The organism is Acidobacteriota bacterium, assembly GCA_016208495.1.
Lineage (GTDB): Bacteria > Acidobacteriota > Blastocatellia > Chloracidobacteriales > Chloracidobacteriaceae > JACQXX01.
Window position 1 is genome coordinate 1 of sequence record JACQXX010000001.1, and the last position, 19,268, is coordinate 19,268.

General features: G+C 52.7%; 10 protein-coding genes. 7 read left to right on the top strand and 3 right to left on the bottom strand.

The features are described from left to right. Positions 1 to 624 (bottom strand): PPC domain-containing protein (locus HY774_00005; GenBank protein ID MBI4746840.1); only part of this gene is annotated, 624 nt, incomplete at its 3' end. Between the two features lie 127 nt (positions 625 to 751). Then, positions 752 to 1,498, bottom strand: coding sequence for an endonuclease III (nth, locus tag HY774_00010; protein MBI4746841.1), 747 nt, complete (start codon positions 1,496 to 1,498; stop codon positions 752 to 754). 55 nt (positions 1,499 to 1,553) lie between these two features. On the opposite strand from nth, the gene HY774_00015 reads away from it, so the two are divergent. From HY774_00015 to HY774_00045, 7 genes are all read left to right on the top strand, one after another. After that, on the top strand, positions 1,554 to 2,147 hold the full coding sequence (locus HY774_00015) for a DJ-1/PfpI family protein (protein ID MBI4746842.1): 594 nt from the start codon (positions 1,554 to 1,556) through the stop codon (positions 2,145 to 2,147). Between the two features lie 688 nt (positions 2,148 to 2,835). After that, positions 2,836 to 8,535 (top strand): pre-peptidase C-terminal domain-containing protein, encoded by a 5,700-nt coding sequence (locus HY774_00020; protein ID MBI4746843.1) that lies wholly within the window; start codon positions 2,836 to 2,838, stop codon positions 8,533 to 8,535. Further along, the gene (locus HY774_00025) at positions 8,499 to 9,884 is read left to right on the top strand and encodes a DUF1501 domain-containing protein (GenBank protein MBI4746844.1); all 1,386 of its coding nucleotides are present in this window, start codon (positions 8,499 to 8,501) and stop codon (positions 9,882 to 9,884) included. Before HY774_00020 ends, HY774_00025 begins: the two co-directional genes overlap by 37 nt. A 20-nt stretch (positions 9,885 to 9,904) precedes the next feature. After that, positions 9,905 to 11,839 carry a DUF1549 domain-containing protein gene (locus HY774_00030; GenBank protein ID MBI4746845.1) on the top strand — a complete coding sequence of 645 codons (1,935 nt, stop codon included), beginning with the start codon at positions 9,905 to 9,907 and terminating at the stop codon, positions 11,837 to 11,839. 259 nt (positions 11,840 to 12,098) lie between these two features. After that, positions 12,099 to 12,536, top strand: a complete 438-nt coding sequence (locus tag HY774_00035; GenBank protein ID MBI4746846.1) for a hypothetical protein — start codon at positions 12,099 to 12,101, stop codon at positions 12,534 to 12,536. A gap of 37 nt (positions 12,537 to 12,573) precedes the next feature. After that, on the top strand, positions 12,574 to 16,710 hold the full coding sequence (locus HY774_00040) for a response regulator (protein MBI4746847.1): 4,137 nt from the start codon (positions 12,574 to 12,576) through the stop codon (positions 16,708 to 16,710). A 198-nt stretch (positions 16,711 to 16,908) separates the two neighbouring features. After that, positions 16,909 to 18,093 (top strand): hybrid sensor histidine kinase/response regulator, encoded by a 1,185-nt coding sequence (locus HY774_00045; protein MBI4746848.1) that lies wholly within the window; start codon positions 16,909 to 16,911, stop codon positions 18,091 to 18,093. A 148-nt stretch (positions 18,094 to 18,241) separates the two neighbouring features. Here the strand turns inward: HY774_00045 and corA are convergent, their stop codons facing one another. After that, on the bottom strand, positions 18,242 to 19,249 hold the full coding sequence (corA, locus tag HY774_00050; protein ID MBI4746849.1) for a magnesium/cobalt transporter CorA: 1,008 nt from the start codon (positions 19,247 to 19,249) through the stop codon (positions 18,242 to 18,244). Positions 19,250 to 19,268: the final 19 nt, after the last annotated feature.

Sequence of the window (19,268 nt, forward strand, 5' to 3'; positions counted from 1 at the left end):
ATACGCCTCGGCTGCCGCCGTCACCAATTGCTCGGCAATCGGAAGCACCTCCTGAAACCGTTCAACACCAAGCAGGATCTTGACCCGGTTTGCAAGCTGGTCATAGTGGATAACGGCAGCGTCATCGGGCTGAGGCGGACGGACTTCCCCCAGCCGAATGGTATATTTCCCCGGTTTGGCCCCTTTTTCCAGCCCGGCGACTTCAACCCGGTAGGTTCCGGCTTCAACCGTGACGTGTCTGAGATATTCCGGTCCCTTGGTTCCATTTGGGCTGTCCATTTCCTGAACCTGTTTCCCAGCCGGGTCAAACAATCGGACGATGACATCAATCCCTTGTTGCTCAACCTCGATACGGACATACTGATTGGCTTCAAGCTGCACGGTAAAACTATGCTTTTGTTCGGCTTGCAACTCGCCTTCAAGTTGAATGCCGGGAACCAATCCAACCTGGATGGATGGCGGCTGCGGAGTCTCAGCCGATGCTGGTGGCGTTTGAGCCGGTGGCGATTGCTGAGCCTGGGTCACCGGGAATCTGTCACCCGCAACGCAGACAAAACCCGCCAGGAAAAGAAGACTGCCCACGACAGAATGGCGAACCAGGGGAGCAAAAGAAGATCGAGACATAGGCTTGATTTTTAACTTTCTGAGAGGCTTAAAATAGTGATTGTTCGGCCTGATGAACATGACGCTTGAGAGAAATTCCACACTCAGCGAAGTCAGACTAATCTCTCTTTGCGTCCTTTTTGTCCCTTCAGTCCTTTTTGTCCTTTTGACCACCATATTTTTGAGCCGAAGGACACGCATCAGCGAGCACACAGGCAGGGCATTGCGGAGACCGGGCTTTGCACACCGCTCGCCCATGAAAAATCAGCCAGTGCGGAAACATCACAAAATGTTTTTTGGGAATGAGCGCCATCAAGTCCCGCTCGATTTTTTCGGGGGTTGATTCGGCGGTGAGCCCGAGCCGATTGGACAACCGGGTCACGTGAGTGTCTACCACGACTCCGGGGGCTTTGCCAAACGCATTGCCCAGGACGACATTCGCTGTTTTACGAGCCACGCCGGGCAGGGTGAGCAATTCAGCCATGGTTTTGGGGACTTTTCCGTCAAAGGCTTCGACCAGCCGCTGCCCCATTCCCTGCAAATGACGGGCTTTATTGCGAAAAAAGCCGGTTGACCGAATATCCATTTCCAGTTCGGAAAGCTCGGCTTCGGCATAATCGGCGGCGGTGCGGAACTTTCGGAACAAAGTTGGAGTGACCAGGTTGACCCGTTCATCGGTACACTGGGCCGAAAGAATGGTCGCCACCAGCAATTCCAGCGGGCTGGAATACTCAAGCGAACAGTGCGCGTCGGGATATTCCGCCTGGAGTCGCCGAATGATTTCCCGGGCACGGCTTTTTGAAGATTTCGCTTTTTTGCTCCCAGTCTTTTCAGGTACTTCCTGACCGACAGGCTTTGAAGCTGAAGATTTGACGGAACGTGATGTCCGCGCCATAGTTGTGGTTCCATCTTTTGCCATGAGTTCACTCATTATAGTAAGGAGACAGTATATGCCGAACGTTCTGGTTTTTCTGGCGACTGGATTTGAGGAAATGGAAGCTGTGATTGTGGTTGATGTGTTACGGCGTGCGGGTGCCGCCGTCACCACGGCGGCCATTGGCGATGCACTGCTTGTTACTGGTTCACATGATATTGCCATCAATGCCGATGTTTTGTTGAAAGAACTCCCGTCAGCTTCAGAAAGTGCGTTTGATCTGATTATTCTGCCGGGTGGTCAGCCTGGAACGACCAATTTACAACATGACACCACGGTTCAGGAATGGATTTGCACCTATCAGGCCAAAGAACGTGGGATTGCCGCCATTTGCGCCGCCCCGATGGCCCTGGCAACCGCCGGTGTGCTCAAACAACGGACGTTCACTGGACACCCTGGAGCAAAACCATTTCTTGAAACCGAAGCCAATGGCACTTACACCGGCAACCGCGTCGAAATTGACGGGAAACTGGTTACCAGCCAGAGCCCAGGCACCGCCTTTGAATTTGCCCTGGCACTGGTCGGCCAACTGTTTAGCCAGGAAAAAGCCAATGAACTGGGCGCCTCGATGCTGGTCAGGGCAACTGAAGGGATGAGGGATGAAGGATGAGGGATGAAAAAATTTCCTGGCATCTGATTTTCGACAGGTTCGAATAAATGTCCTTTTCGCCCTTTTCGTCCTTTCTTTACTCGGAAGCCCAACTCATAAGGTTCTGTCCCTCTGCTTGCCCGCGCCCCTGCCGGGCAATGGCATTAAGTTAAGAAACTATTCTTCACCTGGGAGCGCGGGCGTCTCGCCCGCAGTCGGTTGGAATTGAAGCTCAAGCGGGCAGGATGCCCGCGCTCCCACCCTTAACTTAATGCCATTGCCCCTGCAGGGCGCAGGCAGCGGCGGAGAGAAACACGGGAATGACTTTCGTGACCGGTGGCGCGTCCAAAGCGACGCTGACCACCGGCTAACCTTGCCCCATCCCTGCGGGATGAAGTCAAAAAACCTACGCGTGAAAGGTTCCGGGTTCCGGGTTTTCGGAACCCTGAACCCTGAACCCTGACTCCGAGTAGACACCGCCTCAACCCACTTTGGTGCAGAAAAACAAAAACAAAAGCAGGTCGCATTGCCTGAATTGGGCACATAGTTCGCATGTTATGAACAGTTCGACGATAATTGGGAAAAATACCAATTTTTGAACAAAAACTGATTTGAAACGACTTATTGCGCGATAGATAAAGGAAAAGCACCACTCCAAAAAAGCTGATTGTTCATCCTTCTTTATATTGGAAAGCGTGTGGAGTTACCTATGAAAAACAAAGCACAACGAAATGGAATCATCATTGGATGGGGTATTTTGAGCCTGCTTGGACTTTTGATATGGCAGGGAAGTTATTTAAAAACAGCCGGTTATACTCAATCTCCGGAGCTGGCTGCCCGCCAGACGCCGACACTGACTTCGATTGTGCCGGGACAAACACCCGTCGGACAGGTGCCCAAAAAGATTACGCTTCGCGGGAGCGGTTTTTCATCGGGCGCCACGGTGTTGTTTAACTCCACGCCGGTCACCGCAAAAGTCAAAGGGAGCGATAAAATCCTTTTGAAAAATCCTTCGGCCACGTTGTTTCAAACCGACCAGACCTATGACGTCCGGGTTCAGTTGAGCAATGGACAGCAATCCAACGTGCTCAAGTTTGTGGTGGGGACGGGATCAAGCCAGCAAAATGGAACAATTCGCGTAGACGCACCGCGCTCGCTGGTGGTCAATGTTGGGACAACCGTCAAGATCACAGCCGTGGCCGTGGATCAAAATGGAACACCAATTCCCGGCGCCACGATTGCTTATGCCAGCGACAACCCGGACCGCGCCACCGTGGATGCGACTGGAACCGTGACCGGTGTTTTGCGCGGCGCGGCGACCATTCGCCTGACTGCGGGCAGCATCACCCGCCGACTGGTGTTTGCCGTCAACGAAGTCAATTCAACTGCTCTGGCTGGATTTGAAAACGGCGATATCGTTCGCTATGGCGGAGCGGTGTATGTTTCAGACCGGGAAAAGCACATTTTGATGGGAGCTTTGCTTGGGCAACCGCTCGGACCGCTGGCGGGAAGGCTCAACGCCAGCGGCAATATTGATGGCATTTTTGGTGATGCCCGGTTTAATGGTCCACTCGGAATTGGAATTTCCGGCGACCAGATTTTTATGGCCGACACCAACAACCGGAGCCTTCGCCGGGTGAATCTTGGCACCGGTCAGGTGCGAACCGTGGTGACGCTCAACGATATGATTTCGGCTGGAATCACCGACTGGGCACCGCGATCTGTGGCGATTGATTCAAATGGCGACCTGTATGTAACGGATGCCGCCAATCACACCATCTGGCAAATTACCCTCAACACGACGCTGGATTCAGTCACCGCCTCCGCCAAACTTCTGGCTGGTGAAATTGGCCAGGCTGGTGGTCAGGATGGCACTGGTCGGACGGCACGGTTTAACAGTCCGCAGAAAATCACGCTGACGGGAAACATTTTAAGTGTGGTTGATCGCAATGCCGGTGTGCGCCAGATTGCCCTGCCGGGTGGCGCCGTGAAAACAATTCGCTCAACCCAGGGGCGAACCGAGGTCAGCAGTCGCTTTGACCCGCAACAATCTCCAACGTTGGGCACCTTGAAAGCCGTGGCCTCTGATGCGCTTGGAAACCTGTATGTCGCTGAAGATGATCAGGTTCGGGTCTTGACGATCAATGGCGAACAGGTCGTGACTTCAGAACTGGCCCAATCTGGAACGTTTGTCAATCCATTTGCTATTGCGATTGCCGACAACTCAATTTTGATTTTAGACAGCCAGAAAACCCAGGCATCGTTGTTGCGCGTGGCGATGGCGGCACCAGTCATCAATACCGTGACGCCAACCCAGGTCGGTACTGGCAGCAGCACTGAAGTTACCATCACAGGCCAGAATTTTATCCAGGAAACCCAGGTTTTGATCGGGCAACAACTGGTTCAAAACCTGCAGTTAGTCAGCTCCGGGGAACTCAAATTCACGCTTCCGGCCCAGACCGCCGGAGGAACCTTGCCAGTTGCGGTTCGCCACCGGGGCGGCACGGCCCAAAGTTCGATCAATGTCAGTGGAACACCTCAGTCAAACGTCACTTTGACGGCCTTTCCAACCGAACGCAGCTTGAGAGCCGGCCAAAGCACCACCTTTACCCTTTCGCTGGCACGAACCAATGCCACCCAGGCACTTGACCTGTCTGCCCAGGTGCCAGCCGGGCTTTCCGCCACCATCAGTCCAAATCCGGTGGCAGGGAATTCAACCCAGATAACGGTGACTTCCAGTCCAACCGTTTCGCCAGGGCGGTACAATGTCCAGGTGACTGGAACGGCAAGCGGGGTCACCGTCAGTTCGGTTACGGTGTCAGTCGTGGTTGAAGCCGTGGCCCAACAACCATCAGTTGTTCTGGCATCAACACCGGGTTCGCGGTCCGTCTCTTCCGGACAATCGGCCACCTATGCCATTGACCTCAGGCGAACCAACTATCAAGGCGTCGTGAATTTATCCGCCGGATTGGTTGGGACACAGACCACTGGAATTGATTTGAGTTTCAATACACCTTCAACCAGCAGTAACACGGCGACGTTGACGGCCCGCACGAGTGCTGCCGTACCGCGCGGCGAATACACCCTCCGCGTCAATGCTTCATTTTTAGGAGGTTCAGCCGAACCCATTCAGGTGTTGCTGGTGGTGAATCCAGATCCAGCGCAGGTCACACTTTCACTGGCTCAGAATTCACAGACGATCAATGCCGGAGATGCAGCGCCCTATACCGTCACCGGCACCACTTCGAACTTTTCCGGTTCCGTCAATTTATCGTTGACTGGAAACATTCCATTTCAAGCCACCATCAGTTTGAGTCCGTCGCCGATGCCGGTGCCGGGAAGTTCAACTCTGACAATTCGAACGGCCACGACCACTCCACCTGGCACCTACACTATGCAGGTGGTGGGCAGTGCCAGCGGGGCATCCATTGCACCCGTGCCCTTCACGCTGACGGTTCGGAGTTCGCAAGGGCAATCAACCGTGGCGCTGGCAATCAGCCCGGCGACGCAAACAGCGGCACCAGGGCAAAATGCCGAGTACTCTTTGACGCTCCGGCGCACCAACTTTACCGGAGCGGTGGATATTCGAGTCACCGCCGCCGGATATGATCCATTTGGCGGAACAATTACGGGTGACACCGCAACCATTACCGTCTGGAACACCACTCCTGGCACCTACACGTTTACTGTGACCGGGACGGCTCAGGGAGCGACGGTGACCAATACCGTTACGTTTACCCTGGTGGTGAGCCAGCAATCGGGCGGACCAACCGTTAGTATTTCCGCCAGTCCAGGTTCGATGACAGTCAATCGTGGGCAAAGTGCCAGTTATGCAATCAATTTATCGCGCAATGGATTTACCGGGCCGGTAACGCTCCAGACCTTTATCCGATCAACCACGATTCCACCTGGAATCACTCTCAACTACAGTCAAAACCCCGTAACCGGAGCCGCAACCACCCTGACGCTGTTTACCACCACCGAAACACCAGGCGGTACTTACAATTTCTATCTGGAAGGCACCGCGACCGGCGCAACCGTGACCCGGTCGGCTGATTTTACCCTGGTGGTCAATTCAACCATTACCCCAACGGTCAATTTGGGGGTCAGCCCCACGACCCAGACGGTGACTCAAGGGCAGGGGAGTACCTTCAATGTGGCACTCACGCGGACCAATTTCACGGGGCCGGTCTCGCTGCAGGTCTTTATTCAGGCCGAAGTCACTGAGCCGACGATTACGTTCCAATTTGCCCAGAATCCGACGACCGCAAATTCAACTTCGTTGAGTATGTTTACGACCAGTGCGACACCGCCGGGAGTCTATACTTTCTTTGTCCGAGGGACGGCGAGTGGTGCCAATGTGATTGATTCGCCAACCTTTACCGTGGTGGTCAATTCAAGCAATGGTGGCGGCGAAAACGGATGTGCCGTACCATTTTCAATCAACATTGGCCAAACCATTGATCGCACGCTTGACACCAGTTGTGTCTACCAGGGTACGCAGCGCAACATTGACGTCTATCGGTTTAATGGAACCGCCGGTCAACCAGTGACGATTACGCTTTCATCGTCAGCCTTTGATACCTACCTGTATCTGCTTGACAGTAATCGAAATACGCTGGCTTCAGACGATGACACCAACGGGACGAATTCACAAATTGTCTTTACGCTGCCCTATAGCGGGAGCTATCAACTTGACGTGACTTCGTACTTTGAAAACTCAACCGGGCCATATCGGCTGGTTCTGGCTGGACCCGGAGGCAGTTGCAACTATTCGATTTCCCCAACCAGCCGCTCGCATGGCGCCGGAACTGAAACGGGATCCGTTTCAGTGACAACCACTTCCGGGTGTGGCTGGACGGCTACAAGCAATAGCTCGTTTGTAACCATTACCTCCGGAACAAGCGGTAGTGGCAGTGGCAGCGTGTCGTACCGGGTTGACAGCAATACTGGCAGCACAACCCGAACTGGTACGCTCACCATTGCCGGACAAACATTTACCATTACCCAGGCGGCAGGTGGCGGTGGTGGGGAAGACGGCTGTGTAACGCCATTTACCGTCAGCATCGGCCAGACGATCAACCGGACGCTCGATACCAGTTGTGCCTATCAAAACACAAATCAGTATCTGGATACCTATCGGTTTTCGGGTACCCAGGGACAGTCGGTGACGATTACTTTGAGTTCATCGGCCTTTGACACCTTTGTCTATTTGCTGGATGCCAGTCGCAACACGCTGGCTTCAAACGATAACTTCAGCGGGACCAATTCGCAGGTCAGTTTTACACTCCCATCAACCGGCCTGTTTGGAATTGACGTGACCTCAGCCGTTTCGGGCGCCACCGGCCCCTACACCCTGGTCATCAGTGCTGGAGGTGGAACAAACGAAGACGGATGTGTGACGCCATACACCATCAATTTCGGTCAGACCGTGCGTCGAACGCTGGACGGTAGCTGCGTCTATTCCAACAATGAAAATCGGTTTGTGGATGTGTACCGGTTCAATGGCTCGGCTGGCCAGCAGGTGACGATTACGCACTCCTCAGCCGCCTTTGACGCCTATCTGTACCTGTACCTGCCAGGTACCTTGCTGGCTGAGGATGATGATTCCGCCGGCGGCACCAACGCCCGGATTGTCTATACCTTGCCATCCACTGGAACTTATTTCATTGATGCTACAGCTTTTAGCGATAACTCAACTGGAGACTATAGCCTGTCGTTGTCTGGCGGCAGCCTCAATCGCCTCGAATCAGTCACCGAACCCGTCAGGCTTGAATTTGGCCAAACGATAGTGGCCGGGCCATCTGGGAACGGAAATCTCTCCTCCACTCAGGAAGTTGATGGGTATCAGTTTTTGGGAACGGCAGGGCAGCAGGTCGCCATCACGCTTTTAACGCCAGGTTCCGGATTCTGGGTACATTTGATTGACCCATCTGGCAATCGGCTGGTGGAAAGTGCTATGGTGGGAAATCCCACATCTCATCTCACCCAAACACTTCAGTCCGGTGGATTCTACAAAATTGAAGTAATTTCGACTGGTGAAGCGCCGTCAGGTGGATATACACTGACCCTCGCACTTATCAGCAAACTTACTCAGCAAACGACAATTTCTTCCACTTCAGTCTTGAACCCAAAATTGCAGGTTTCCGGTATAAAAAACCAGGGATTGCCTGCAGGTTTTCCCACTGCTTTACCACGTGTGAAGTGTGTGGAATGTCCAGCAATGGACGGGGCTGAAGCCTTGCCACCGGCCCTGAAATCGGAAGGAATTCCCGCATTTCCCCTAATGATTGCGACACCAGCGATGCTCCGGCTCATCCCACCGAAGTCCGAGCATTCGCGACGAGATGTACCTGTACGAGGAGGCACAGTATGGCCAAACGGGCGTCAAACGAGCCCTGGGTTTTAGAACGACGGGCATTTTTGCAACTCGGTGCTGCCGGGTTGACTTCATTGCTGGTGGGATGGCCCAACCCAGCCAAAGCCGAAACTCTTTCCCGTCTCGCAACGGGAGTCCGAGCTGTAACCCCGCGCACTTCCGCGCGAAATTGTATTCTCGTCATGCTGCGTGGCGGTCCCAGCCACGTGGATATGTTCGATTTGAAAAAAGGGCGCTGGACGCCAAATGAGCTGGGCGTCGAGCGTCTGTCAAATGGGATTGACTGGCCCAGCGGCATTTTGCCGAGACTCAAAACGCAACTCAATAAATGCTCGATCATTCGTTCGCTCCAGCACTCAGAGGTTGTCCACGAACGGGCCGAGTACTTTGTTGAGACCGGGCGGCGGCTCAATCCAGGGCTGCGCAATGAAGTGCCGCATTTGGGCGCTGTCATTTCGCTCGAATCCGAAGCCCAACGTACCGCCCAGGATGTGTTCCCATCCTTTATGCTGTTTAACTATGGCTTTTCCTATTCCAACAACGGCTTTCTCTCCGCGACGCACGCGCCGTTCAACGTGTTTTACCCGGCGTATGGCATTCCAAACCTGGATCCGCCAGATGGACCGGAAAGCTTTAACCGCCGTCGGGCGGCACTCCAGTTTGTGGATGGCATTGGGAATCGGCCCACGGGTACTGCCTCGGAATCAGTTTCCATTTTTCAGGCGCAGGCCGAGAAAATGATGAAGGATTCCGCCACCAAAGCGGCCTTTACCGCCACGGCTTCGGATATTGAACGGTATGGCGACAACTATTTCGGCAGTTCGCTGGCAGTAGCCCGCAACGTTTTGGCGGCCAATCGGGGCACGCGCTATATCGAAGTTGACCATTATGGCTGGGATCACCACAACCTGATTTACAACAATGACAACCTGTATGGCCGAAGTCTCGAACTGGACATGGCCGTCAGTTCCTTGCTGGAAGATCTGGCTGCGACTCCGGGAAGTGCCAGTGGGAAGACCCTGCTTGACGAAACCCTGGTCATGGTGATGGGTGAATTTGGCCGAACGGTGGGTGATTTGAACCCGTCTTCGGGTCGAGATCATTACCCCTACGTCTTCAGCGGGTTGTTTGCGGGTGGCGGCGTCAAGGGGGGCCGCATCATCGGAGCAACCGACGAAACCGGTGGCGGTGTTCAGGATTTTGGTTGGTCTGTCAATCGCCCAATTCACATGCCGGATCTGGTCACCACCATGTTTTCCGTGCTGGGAATTGATTGGACCAAAACCATTGCCGATACACCTTCCGGGCGAATTTATCGCTATGCTGATCCAGAAGCCGTGGGCGATGACGCCAGCTTTGAAATCAGTCCGCTGTTTTGATGGGGAGGGGAAACAAAGATATGAAACGATTGGTGTTACTGTTATTTTGTTTTGCATTTACGGCAACCGTGGCCTACCCGGCGCTCAACACGGAGCCAACCAAAACCCATTCGGCGGCCTCCTCAACCAGCGTTCAGGTCCGAAATCGTGAACAAGCCCAAAAGGATGCCCGTCGCAAAGATCCACACGCGGGGCTTTCGATCCAGATTGATACCCTGGGCGAAGCCGAACGTGCCACCCGAGCCGTGACCGCCAAACTGCCGGTTCGTCCGCTTTCGGGACAAGCTCGCATTCCGAGTTCAATCCAGCCCGCGCCTGACATTTCACGCCATCTGATTGATCGTGAAATTTTCGGGGTGTTGTCTCAAAAGGGAATCAAACCGGCGGCACTGGCGACAGATGAAGAATTCTGCCGGCGCATCACGCTCGACCTGACCGGGCGCCAGCCCAAACCCGAACGGTTGCAGCAGTATGTGACCGATACCGACCCGAAGAAAAAAGACAAACTGATTACCGAACTGATGAACAGTCCGTTTTTTGTGGACCGGTGGGCGATGTGGTTTGGTGATTTAACCCGCAACTATGCCTTGACTGGACCGGCAAGTGATCGAAATGCCATGCACGAATTTCTGCGCCAGGCCGTTTCGACCAACAAGCCCGTCCGTGATGTGGCCACCGAGGTGATTTCCTATGAAGGCAAGGCTTCGGAAGGACCTGCCGGATTTTTGGTGCGCCCGATTTTCAATACTGAAATTGCCCAGGATGCCTTTGATGAAATGGCTGCCGAAACCATGCGGACATTTCTGGGGACACAGGCGGTCTGTGTTTCGTGTCACGATGGGGCCGGGCATCTGGAACAGGTCAATTTGTATTTTTCAACCCGTCAGCGGTCTCAATATTGGGGGTTGGCGGCGTTCTTTTCGCAGACCACATTTCGAACCAACACGGAACTGACCGAATTTACCCTGGGCACTGACCGTCGTGGGTCCTATGACGCCAATACCGATAACGGGATGCGTCCACCTCGATTTGGCGGACGGATTGAGCCGACGTTTGAACTTTTCCGGGATGGAAAACCAAATGCCGGTGAAGATCTGCGCAAAGCGGCGGCCCGGCTGATTACCTCGGATCGGCAATTTGCCCGAGCCTTTGTCAATCGGATATTTGCTCATTTCTTTACCGTTGGTCTGGTTGATCCGGTTGACGGATTTGACCTGGCCCGGCTTGACCCAAACAATCCACCACCGGCCCCGTGGGAATTACAACCGTCAAATCCGATTTTGCTTGAAGAACTGGCCAAATTCTTTGAGACCAAAAACTATGATTTACGGGCATTGATTACCCTGATGGTCACTTCAAAAGCCTATGCGTTGTCATCGCATTATGACGAAACGCAATGGAAACCTGAATATGCCCGGCTCTATGCCCGGAAGCTGGTTCGCCGGTTGCAGGCTGAAGAAGTGCTGGATGCCATGTGTGATGCCACCCAAAAACCGGCACTCTACCCGGCACGGGGCTACAGTCAGGGCTTTACCTCGACCATGTCGCTGCCAGGGGTGGATGAGCCAAGCTACCTCCGCAACGGTCCCCGACCGACCGATGATCCCTACACAGTGTATACATTCTTGAACTCGTTTGGCCGTGGAGATCGCAACACAACCCCGCGTACCAGCAATGGTTCGATTGTGCAGGCGCTGTCACTCTTTAACAGCGAAATGATCATCAATCGGATTGAAGACCGGTCCTCGCTGGCGAAATTGACGGAAGGTGCCCTTGATCGCAAGGAAATCACCGCGCAAGTCGCCATTGAACGGATTTACCTCAACACAATTGCTCGCAAACCAACGACTGAGGAAGTTGCAGCTCTGGTGGCTCCAGTGAATTCAAAGCAAATCACGCTGGAAGACCTTCAGTGGGCGCTTCTGAACCGGGTGGATTTTGTGTACAACTATTAGAAGAACCAGGGCTGAAAAATCCTCGGGCTCAGGGCTCGGGGCTGAAGAAAACGGGCTGAAGAACATGGATAAAACCACACTCTTCAGCCTGTTCTTTTTTCACCCCGTAATATCATTTTGGAATGAAACGCTCGTATTCGTGAACAATTAAATAACTCAAAGAAATGGAGTTGGTGAACTACTGACTACTGACTACTGACTACTAACTACTAACTGGTTTATCATTCTTCATTCTCAATTCTTCATTCAAAGGGGTGTTATGACTGCAAACTTTGATCAACCACTGGCTAAGCTGAAACAAAAAGTGCAAACGGCGAAAAACCTGAAAGAACCGTGGGAATACTTTTTTGATCATCTGGGTGAAAAAGACGAATTTCTGGCTGCCGGGAAGGAGATTCAACATCCTTTTTTAGAGTCGGTTTTAAAAGAAGTTGGGAAAGCCATTTTTCAAACTGACCCAAAACCAACCCAGACATTGTTGATCCAGGTAAATGGTCAGCCATTTATTCATGGTGCCAGTTGGATCTCAGGAAGATTATTCAATATTCTGTTTTTTTCGGATGCCCAGATTGGAATGATCACCGTCGCTTCCCCCTGGGATATGAAAAATGTGACGTTTGCCCGCTTTTCATGCACTGAAGTTGATGGCGAACAACGGCTACTGCTTGAACCCCTGACCAGTTCCTCCACACAGTAAAAAAACACCGTTTAGTTCCTGGTTCTGACCAAACCTCATGCCACAGCGACCGTTTGCCCAACATTTGATCATTTGCTTTTGGCTGGGGATTTGGGGACTGACGTGCCTTCCAGGAATGGTTGCCGCCGCTCAGCCAGCCTCACCACGTTCGGCGGTGGTGGAGAAACCGGACGGGTCAATCCTGGGTCATGCCCGCGAAGATTGGGTCTATCAACAGTTTACCGATCAAAACGGCCTCCCTCAAAATTCAGTCGAAGCCATTTGCGAGTGGAACCAGTATGTCTGGGTCGGTACTCAGGATGGAATTGCCTGTTACAATGGCCGACAGTGGCAGCGGGTTCAATTTCCGAAAAATCTTCTCTCCACATTTGTCTATGCCTTGCTCCCAGCCAGCGATAAAAGCCTGTGGGTTGGGTTAAATGGCGGCGGTGTTGCTCATTTTAAAAATGGGGAATGGGAACTTTTTTCAACCCAAACCGGGCATCTTCCCAGCAATTTTGTTCGCACCCTGTATGAAACCCAGTCACCGGATGGCACGTCAACCATTTGGGTGGGAACGGCTGGGAATGGCATCGTCCGCTATCATCAAGGCCAGTGGACTCCGATTGATATGCGCCCCTGGTTGCCGACCAACAATATCCGGTGTTTTTTGGAAACCGGGCAGGGTGACACCAGGAGGCTATGGGTTGGGTCGCTTGGCAGCGGATTGGCCTATCTGGAACAGGGGCAATGGCATCGCTTCGAACCCGCTGATGGAAAATTGCTTGATCCCACAGTGCATTGTTTGCTCGAAACCAGCCAGGCATCGAGTCCGAATCAGTTGTGGGTTGGGATGGAATCCGGTTTGGCCTGTGTGCAAAATGGTGTGATTCAAAAAGTTCCAATCCACTCATCAACCCGGCCTAACTCGCCAGTGATTGCCTTGAGGGAAACCCGCAATCATCGCGGCGAACCCCGATTATGGGCGGCGACTTTTAGTGGGGTTCATTGTCTGGTTCAAAATCAGTGGCAACAGGTAGGGAATATTGCCGATAACCGCCAGCAGGTCGCGATCAGTTTACTGGAAACAACTGGAATCAATGGGGAAAGCAGCATCTGGGTTGGCTTTAACAGTGCTGGTGTGTCGCGGATTCAGAAAAGTTCCTGGTCTAAATTTGGATTGGCCTGGAAGCCCGCAAATAACACCATCACCAGTTTGCTCGAAACAGTTGATGCGGATGGCACCCCAACTATCTGGATGGGCACCAACGGCAGCGGTCTGGTGCGATACCAACGTGGTGATTGGACGCTGTTTGATTCACAATCAGGCCAGTTACCGGATGATGTGGTTTTGTCGCTCCTGGAAACGGTTGAAGGGAATGGGTCAAAGACCCTGTGGGTTGGAACGCTACGCGGTGGGCTGGTGCGATTTCGAAATGGGCAATGGACGAAGATTCCTTCAACGGAAAACAGAATTACCTCGGGTCGGATATTCTGCATTTTAGAAACCAGAGACCCAGATGGCGCCCAGATACTCTGGTTTGGGACGCGCAATGGGCTCATTCGGTACAAAAATGATCAGTGGATGGCAATCGGAGACGACCAGAGCGCTCTTGCAACCAACTCAATTTATTGTTTGGCTGAAACCACATTTGGAGACGGTTCAAAAGCCATTTGGGCCGGCACGAATGTTGGATTGTTTCGACTCTATCAAGATCAATGGACCACGTTTGATAGTACCAGGGGGCTTCCAAATAATCAGGTGCGTGATGTTGAGCAAGTGCTGGATTCCGATGGAAAGCGATCACTGTGGATTGCCACTCGGGGCGGGGTCGCCACCCTTGAGCTGGAAGTACCAACCGCCGAGATTGTCCCGCTGGCCTCAACTGATGCTCCTCCGCTCGGCAATAATGTGGTGTATCGCATTCAGCAGGACGCTCAGCGGCGAATCTATCTTTCAACGTTGCGTGGAATCACGCGATTTTCCCCGCGAACTCCAACGCCTGAAAATCCATCTCCATTTTCTGCTTATACTTACACCACCGAAGACGGGCTGCCAAGTAATGAATGCAACGCTGGGGCTTCGATGATTGACCGGGCTGGGTGTTTATGGTTTGGAACCATCGGCGGCGCCACGTTCTTTGATCCCAGCCAGGAAATTCCTGATACGACTTCCAAGCCGCTCCGTCTGGAAACGGTGTTGATCAACGGGTCGCCGCTTTTCCGGGTGCAAGGGTTAGCCCAATCGGCCAGTGACTGGTACACAGGCCGTGAATTTGCCTACGATGAAAACAACATTGTCATTGAATACAGTCTCCTGAGTTATTTTCGCGAGCCGGATAGTCAGTATTGCACCCAGCTTGTCGGGTTACAGACGCGACCAACGTCCTGGACAACCGAAGCCAAAACTGTGTACACGACGCTGCCCCAAGGGTACTACCGGTTCAAGGTGTGGGGGCGCGATTATGCCGGGAACACCTCTGGGCCCGTGGAAATTAGTTTTACGATTCGCCCGGCGCCATGGGTAACCTGGTGGGCGTTTGTGCTCTATGCTGGCGTGATTGGTGGCCTTGGCTATAGTGGGTATCAGTGGCGAGTGTTTCGTTTCAGGCAGGCCAATGCCCAACTCGAAGCCAAAATTCGGGAACGAACCGCCGCCCTGGCCAGATCAGAGGCGCTGACCAAAGAAAAGGCCGATGAACTGGCTCGACTGGTGACCAAATTAAGTATTTCAGAGCAGCAGGCTCAGGACGCCAAAGAAGAAGCCCTCGTTCAGCGTCAGCAGGCACTGGAAGCCAGCAAAGCCAAAAGCCTGTTTCTGGCCAATATGAGCCACGAACTCCGCACCCCGCTCAATGCCATTTTGGGGTTTGTCCAGTTGCTCAACCGGGCACCTGGCCGTTCGGACGAGGATCGTGAATATCTGGGGATTATCATTCGCAGTGGCGAGCATTTGCTCAACCTGATCAACAACATCCTCTCGCTGTCAAAAATCGAAGCCGGTCAGATTGTCCTTGAAGAAAAAACATTTGATGTGCGGATGCTCTTGACCGAACTCGAAGGGCTCTTCCGGTTTCGTGCCCAATCAAAACACCTGCGATTTACCATTGAATTTCCGCCAGAACTCCCCAGGTTTGTGGCCGGTGATGAACGCAAATTGCGTCAGGTCTTGATCAATTTGCTTGGGAATGCCTTTAAATTTACCGAGCACGGCGAAGTCAAATTGAAGGTCATCCTTCATCAAGAATTGATTGCATTTGAAGTCTCCGACACGGGGGCGGGGATTGCCCCGGCGGAGATGGAGAAGATTTTTCAGCCGTTTACCCAAACCCAAAGTGGCTTGCAGGCTCAAGAAGGCACGGGTTTGGGACTGACCATCAGCCAGGATTTTGTCAAAGTGATGGGTGGGGAAATTACAGTTGAAAGCCAGCCTGGGCGTGGGGCGACCTTTCGGTTTTCGATCCGGTTGACACCCACGTCTGAGGCTCCCGCACTGGTCAGGCCAAAATCAGTGATTGGTTTGGCGCCTGGACACCTCGTTTTTCGGCTCCTGGTGGTTGATGATGTGGTCGAAAACCGACAGCTTTTAACCACCTTGCTCAAACAACTCGGCTTTGACGTCCAGGATGCCGCCAATGGCGCCGAAGCTCTGACCCTCTGGCACAACTGGCGTCCACACCTGGTGTGGATGGATATGCACATGCCGGTCATGGACGGGTTTGAAGCCACCCGGAAGATTCGCGCTACTGAGGCAACCGGAAAATCCAGTACTTCGGATTCAGTTTCGGATGTGCCTACCTGGGTTATCTCGATTTCAGCGAGTGCTTTTGATGCTGACCGGAAAGCGATTTTTGATGCTGGCTGCGATGACATTGTGATTAAACCGTTTTCAACGGATGTGATTGTTGAAAAACTCGTAAAATACCTTGGGGTTGAGTTTATCTATGAATCTGAATCCGAATTTAGCTCAGAAACACATCAATCTCCCAGCCAGCCTGGATCTCTGAAACAATCGGTCGCCAATCTTTCTCCCGAGCTACGCACCCAACTTTATGAAGCCGTACTTGGCTGCAACCGGGAAAGAGTTTATGGTGTGGCCGAACAAATTCACTCAGTTGACCCCACCCTCGCCCAGGAACTCCATCATCTAGCCCGGCAGTACCAGTTTGAAGAACTATTGACCTGGTTTGATTGATGAAAACAGGGTTCGGGGTTCGGGGTTCGGGGTTCCGGGTTCCGGGTTCCGGGTTCCGGGTCTTCGGATTTTTGTCCTTTTCGCCCCTTTCGTCCTTTTTGTCCTTCTTTCAACTCCCAATTCTCAAACCCGGAACCCGGAACCCTGGTTTTCAAACCCTGAACCCCAAACCCTGAACCCTGATTTTCCCTAATTCCTATGCCGCAAGCTGATATTCTGGTCGTTGACGACAACCCAACCAACCTCGATTTGTTATCTGGTCTGTTGCAGGACCATCACTTTCATGTGCGTGCCGTGACTTCGGGGCGGCTGGCACTCACGGTTGCCCGAACCTTCAAACCAGCTCTGATTTTGCTGGATATCAACATGCCGCAGATGAACGGGTTTGAAGTCTGTACCCAGCTCAAAGCCGACCCGGCCACCTGTGATATTCCCGTTATTTTTATCAGCGCGCTGGATGAAACCATTGATAAGGTACGGGCTTTTGAAGTCGGTGGCGTTGACTATGTGACCAAACCCTTTCAAATTGAGGAAGTTCTGGCCCGTGTCAACAGTCAGCTTCGGATTGCCCGGTTGCAACACGAGTTAATCGAAAAAAATGTTGCCTTGACCCAGGCCAACGCTGACCTCTCTGCTTCACGTCAGGAACTGGCCGAAGCAAACATTCAACTCCGGGAAATGGCCGAAATCAAAGCCAACTTTACCGCCATGTTGGTGCACGACCTCAAGTCCCCGCTCAGCGTGGTGAAGGCAACGCTCGATTTTTTATCCATTGATGGGGACGTTGTGGCTGGGCCCTATGGAGCGTTGGTGCATGCCAGCGTCAAAACCATCTCAAAGATCCTGGCCATGATTGGGGAACTCCTCGAAGTCTTTCGCACCGACTCGAAAGAAATTCATCTGCGCCGTGAATCAGTCAAGTTCACTGAATTTTTAAAAGAATTTCTTGAAAATACCAAAATTGCTGCTCAGTCTGAGAATCTGGTCCTGGAAACCACAATTCACCCAGCCCTCCCTGAGATGGCAATTGATGCTGGAAAGCTAGAACGGGCCCTTTCAAACTTGCTCTCAAACGCGATCAAATTTACCCCGGCTGGCGGCACGATTTCAGTTGAAGCCAGTGAAGTCATGCACATGCACTCTGGCGTCGGTCGAACTGCCGTGCTGATCCGCATTTCCGATACCGGGGAAGGGATTGAATCTGATGTATTGCCGATCATTTTCGACCCGTATCGGCAGGGGCAATCCGGAAAAGGACGTCTCGGGGTTGGGCTTGGATTGGCGATTGTCAAACGCATCGTCGAAGCCCACGGCGGCACCATTTCCGCCACCAGCCAGCCTGGACAGGGAACAACCTTTACGCTTTTGCTGCCCGTTGAGTGACAGGGTGACAGGGTGACAAGGTGACAGGGTGACAGGGTGACAAGGTGACAGGGTGACAAGGTGACAGGGTGACAAGGTGACAGGGTGACAGGGTGACAGGGTGACAGGGTGACAGGGTGACAAGTCTTCAGCCCCAAGCCTCGCTTTCTCACAGCCACTTCTTACGTCTGAAAAAGACCAGCATGGCGAGGGCAATCGCGATCATCAGAAGCCACAAAAACGGGTAAAACCAGGTCATTTTGAGTTCGGGCATGTAGTCGAAATTCATTCCATAAATGCCGGCGATAAAGGTGAGCGGCATAAAGATGGTTGAGAGCACCGTGAGTACTCGCATGGCTTCATTCATTCGATTTGAAGCCACCGAGAGATAGGCTTCGGCGACACCACTGGCAAAGTCGGTCAGGATGATGGCGGCTTCCTCAATCCGGACGGCGTGGTCATAGACGTCACGAAAATAAATGGCGGTTCGTGGCTGGATGTAGGGAAGGTCTTCGCGGCGACTCAGGCGTGAGAGCATTTCGCGTTGTGGACTGATCAATCGCCGCAGGTTCAATAATTCGCGTTTGAGCTTGAGGATTTGGGACAGTTGGACTGGTTTGGGATCGGCAAAGATTTCATCTTCAATGAGTTCGACTTCATCTTCAAGTTGTTCCAAAACCGGAAAAACACCATCAATCAGACGGTCCACAATGCCGTGTAGAATCTGATCCAGATGCTGTTCGTACGCCAGATTCCGAGTATCAACAAATTTGGCCATTTCAACCACGGCTGGAACCTGTTTGTCATGAATGGTCACCAGAAAATCTTTTCCAAGGTAGACGGCCAGTTTCATGGTGCTGCAGTATTCACGCGTGTGGCGCTCTGGCGTGTAACACATATCATATTCATCGGTTACCGGAGAAACGCTCCGAAAGACCAGAAACAGATAGTCGTCAAATTCATCAATTTTGGGCTGGTGGTGTGGTGAAACCGTGTCGTCCACGGTCAGTGGGTGAAACTCACATATATCAACCAGTTGTTTGAGGTCGGCCTCGATTGGGTATTCGATATCAACCCAAATTGGGAACTCATGGCGTCTCGGCCAATGGTATGCAAGATCGAATTTGGATTGGAGCACAAGTCCCGCGTTGCCGTGGTAGGTTCGAATTGAAATCATGTGAAGGTGAAATGACTGA

Bases quoted from the DNA above. Each gene is read 5' to 3' on its own strand.
- HY774_00025 (MBI4746844.1), top strand. From the start codon at position 8,499: ATGGCCAAACGGGCGTCAAACGAGCCCTGGGTTTTAGAACGACGGGCA.
- HY774_00015 (MBI4746842.1), top strand. From the start codon at position 1,554: ATGCCGAACGTTCTGGTTTTTCTGGCGACTGGATTTGAGGAAATGGAA.
- HY774_00030 (MBI4746845.1), top strand. From the start codon at position 9,905: ATGAAACGATTGGTGTTACTGTTATTTTGTTTTGCATTTACGGCAACC.
- HY774_00020 (MBI4746843.1), top strand. From the start codon at position 2,836: ATGAAAAACAAAGCACAACGAAATGGAATCATCATTGGATGGGGTATT.
- HY774_00035 (MBI4746846.1), top strand. From the start codon at position 12,099: ATGACTGCAAACTTTGATCAACCACTGGCTAAGCTGAAACAAAAAGTG.
- corA (MBI4746849.1), bottom strand. From the start codon at position 19,249: ATGATTTCAATTCGAACCTACCACGGCAACGCGGGACTTGTGCTCCAA.
- HY774_00045 (MBI4746848.1), top strand. From the start codon at position 16,909: ATGCCGCAAGCTGATATTCTGGTCGTTGACGACAACCCAACCAACCTC.
- HY774_00040 (MBI4746847.1), top strand. From the start codon at position 12,574: ATGCCACAGCGACCGTTTGCCCAACATTTGATCATTTGCTTTTGGCTG.
- nth (MBI4746841.1), bottom strand. From the start codon at position 1,498: ATGGCGCGGACATCACGTTCCGTCAAATCTTCAGCTTCAAAGCCTGTC.